The 4009-nt window shown below is 56.3% G+C and carries 2 protein-coding genes; both read left to right on the forward strand.

Annotated features, from left to right (window positions below):
- The coding region (locus tag Q0510_RS23850) for a SusC/RagA family TonB-linked outer membrane protein (protein ID WP_298717480.1) at window positions 1-2478 on the forward strand (2478 nt) is incomplete at its 5' end.
- A 21-nt stretch (window positions 2479-2499) separates the two neighbouring features.
- Window positions 2500-4009 (forward strand): RagB/SusD family nutrient uptake outer membrane protein (locus Q0510_RS23855; RefSeq protein WP_298717483.1); only part of this gene is annotated, 1510 nt, incomplete at its 3' end.

Here is a 4009-nt window from a genome sequence, read left to right on the forward strand (position 1 = left end):
ATAGACGTGCTCAAGGACGCCAGCGCGGCCGCCGTATTCGGCGCCAAATCCGCATCCGGCGTTGTACTCATCACCACCAAGAAAGGCTCGTCCGGCAAACCTACCGTCACCCTCAACAGCAACATCGGCGTGGCAACGCTCGCCATGGACCAGCCCCTGTACGACGGCGCCGGGTTCGTGCGCTGGCGGACCGACGTGCTCAAGAGCATGAACGCCAACGCAAAGCCTTACCAGTTCGACGATCCCCGCCAACTGCCCTCCGATATCACCATCGACCAGTGGAAAGCCTACGACAATTCGCAAGGCGACCCCGTAGATATCTGGCTGAACCGCCTCAAAATCCTTTCGCTAGAAGTGAAAAACTATAAAGCCGGGCAGGAAACCGACTGGTATAGCCAGATGTTCCAGAATGGCCTCCGCAACGACCATACCGTGAGCGTAAGCGGCAAAAATGAAAGCGTTTCATATTACATCTCAGCGGGATATACCAACAACGAAGGCGTTATCCTCGGCGATAAATTCACCACCTTCCGGACCCGTATCAACGTGGAAGCAAAAGCCGCGAAATGGGCCACAGTAGGCATCAACCTGCAATTCGCCGACCGCGACGAAAGCCAGGTGACGGTGGATTGGGGGCAGATGATCAACGCCAGCCCCTGGGGCCAGAAATACAAAGACGATGGCATCACCCTGCGCGACAGCCCCAACGACGACATCGGCAACAATACCAATCCCTTCCTCAACTACGCCTACACCGACCGGCTGCAGAAATTCCATACACTGTTCGGGAGCATTTATGCAAAAGGGGAAATCGGATACGGATTCTCGTACCAGGTGAACTTCACGCCCAACTTCGAATGGGGCAAATACTTCAACGCGAACCTCGCGAAGGATTTCCGGTATGCGGCCCGTAAAGGGTATGCGGTGAGAAGGCAGCAGGATTTCTTCAACTGGCAGATCGATAATATCCTCCGTTGGAACAAAACATATGGCGATCATGATTTCGACGTCACCCTGCTGTACAACTCCGAAAAATACCAAAGCTGGCGCAACCAGATGGAGAATGAAGGCTTCGACCCGAACGATAATTTGTCGTGGCACAATATCGGCAGCGGCATCAAGCCCGTGATCAGCAGCTTTGATTCCCTGGCCACCGGCGATGCGCTGATGGGCAGGCTCAACTATTCCTGGAAGCAGAAATACATGCTGACGGCCTCCATCCGCCGCGACGGCTATTCGGCTTTCGGGCAATCGAACCCCCGGGCCAATTTCCCCTCCGTTGGCGTAGGCTGGGTTTTCAGTAAGGAAAGTTTCGTAAACCTCCCCTGGCTGGACTTCGGCAAGCTCCGCGCTTCCTGGGGCGTGGTCGGCAACCGCGATATCGGGCGGTACGTGGCGCTCGGCAACCTCACGACGGGCAAATACCAGTACATCATGCCCAACGGCAATATCGTGCTGGTGTCGCAACTATACGGCAGCCGCATGCCCAACCCGCAGCTCAAATGGGAAAAGAGCATTTCCTATAACCTCGGCCTCGATTTCAGCGTACTGAACAACCGGCTGTCGGGAACGGTGGAAGTTTACCGGAAAAGTACGACCGACCTGCTCACGAGCCGCACCCTGTCCGACGTTACGGGATATGACAACGTGATATCCAACCTCGGCGAAATCCAAAACCGCGGGATCGAGCTCAGCCTCAACAGCGTGAACGTGCGGACGACGGACTTCGAGTGGGGAACCAGCCTCAATTTCTTCACCAACCGCAACCGCATCGTGAGCCTTTACGGGCCGGTTCCGGTGAAAGGCGCAGATGGCAAAATAGAGATGAAGGAGCTTGACGACCGGGGTAACCGCTGGTTCATCGGCCACGATATCGATGAGATCTGGGATATGAAAATCCTCGGCGTATGGAAGACTTCCGAAGCCGCCGTAGCCGCTAAATTCGGCGTGAAACCGGGCGACTTCAAGCTGCAGGACACCAACGGCGACGGGAAGTTCTCCGACGACGACAAGCAATTCCTCGGTTACCGATCACCCCGCTACCAGTGGACGCTCCGCAACGATTTCTCCTACAAGGGGCTTTCTTTATCGTTCATGCTGTACAGCCACTGGGGGCATTATAAAGATTACAACCAGGCGAAAAACAACTCCGGCTTCATCGACCGGCAAAACTCCTATATCATACCCTACTGGACGCCGGAAAACCAGATCGACGATCATGCCCGCCTGTTCTCCAACAATGGCAGCATCGGGTTCACCAATTTCCGCAAGGCGTCATTTATCAGGCTGAATACCGTGGCGCTGGCTTACTCCGTACCACAGGCGATCAGCAAACGGATCGGGATCGGTTCCCTGAAAGTATACGGCAACATCAGCAACGCCGCCATCTGGCAGCCCGACTGGATGTTCTGGGACGCAGAATACGGCAACAACATTCCCGCACGCAATTATTCCCTGGGTATCAATGCCACTTTTTAATGAGTTGAAAAAAGAATGATCATGAACAAGCATACACAATATTTCAGCAAGATCGTCCTCTTCGCCGGGGCGCTGGCCATCGGAACGGGATGTGGTAAAGACTGGCTGACGCCGAAACCGCTGTCGTTTTACGAACCCGACGAAACATTTGTAGACGCCGCCGCCATGCGTGCCGCCCTCGTGGCCTGCGCGCGCAATGCGCGGATCGAGTATTACGGCGACAATCCGCCCATCCTCACCGAAATGCTCTTCTCCGAAGTAACGGTGGAAGGCGTGACCGACAAATCCGGCCCCCCGCAGGATCTCAACCTGCTCATCACGCCGGACGGCGCCAACGAGAACAGTGCCGACCGTGCACGTATTTACCATTACTGGAACGAGGGATACAAGGGCATCAAATATGCGAATACGGTGATTTCGCGGATTGATGACGCCACTTACGCCAGTGCCGCGGAACGCAATTCGATCCTCGGTTCCGCGCTGTTTCACCGCGCGCTCCGTTATTACCGGCTCTGCATGCAGTTCGGCGATGTGCCGGCGCCGATGAAAGAGATCGTTTCGCCAAGGACGAATTTCTATACCACCAAGCGCGACGTCATACTGGAATACATCAAAAAAGACCTGGATTCCGCGAAGGGATGGGTGACGGATAATGTGGCGCGTGGCGAAGTGACGAAAGGCGCGGTGCTGCACCTGCTCACCAAGGTAAACCTGGCGCTGGGCAAATTCGACGACGCGATCGCATCCGCCAGCGCGGTGATCGACGGCGGCGCGTATAGCCTCATGCGGCAGCCCTTCGGCGCCACGAAGAAAAACGTGATCTGGGATTTGCACCGTCCTGAAAACAAATCGCTCGGCGAGAACCGGGAAGGCCTCTTTTATGTGATCGACCGGTTTGGCGACGGCGGGTTCGACGGCGGGATGCGCATCATGCGGCAAGCCGTACCTTACTGGGGCTCCAATATTTCTTCGCCTTCGGGAAAAAAAGGCACCAACGACAATACCAACCCGGAATTCGTACAGAGCAACCTCTACGGCCGCGGGATTGGCCGGTGCCGCCCTACGCCCTACAGCCTGTACGAGATCTGGGACGACCCCAACGATCTCCGCCATGCCAAGGGCAACTGGATGAATATGGAAGACCTGGTTTACAATGATATGGGGCTGAAGACCAGCAATGATCCCTGGTACCTGAAGAACCTGCAGCTGCGCAACGACGCCGGCGGTATCCTGTGCGTAGACACGATCCGCTGCTGGTTCGGATGGCCGCATTACAAGATCTTCGTTCCCGACACCGAAAACTCCCCCATGCAGGGCGGCCACTCCGACTGGTACATCTTCCGCCTGGCGGAAACCTACCTTTTGCGTGCCGAAGCTTATTACTGGAAAGGACAATTGGGACTGGCGGCGGACGACCTCAACCAGGTGCGCACCCGCGCCGGTTGCGCGCCTTTCGCCGGCACGCTGGACCTCAGCACCATCCTCGACGAGCGCGCGCGGGAACTGTTCTTCGAAGAACCACGCAAAACGG

The sequence above is a fragment of the uncultured Chitinophaga sp. genome (assembly GCF_937874145.1).
In the GTDB taxonomy this organism is placed as follows: domain Bacteria; phylum Bacteroidota; class Bacteroidia; order Chitinophagales; family Chitinophagaceae; genus Chitinophaga.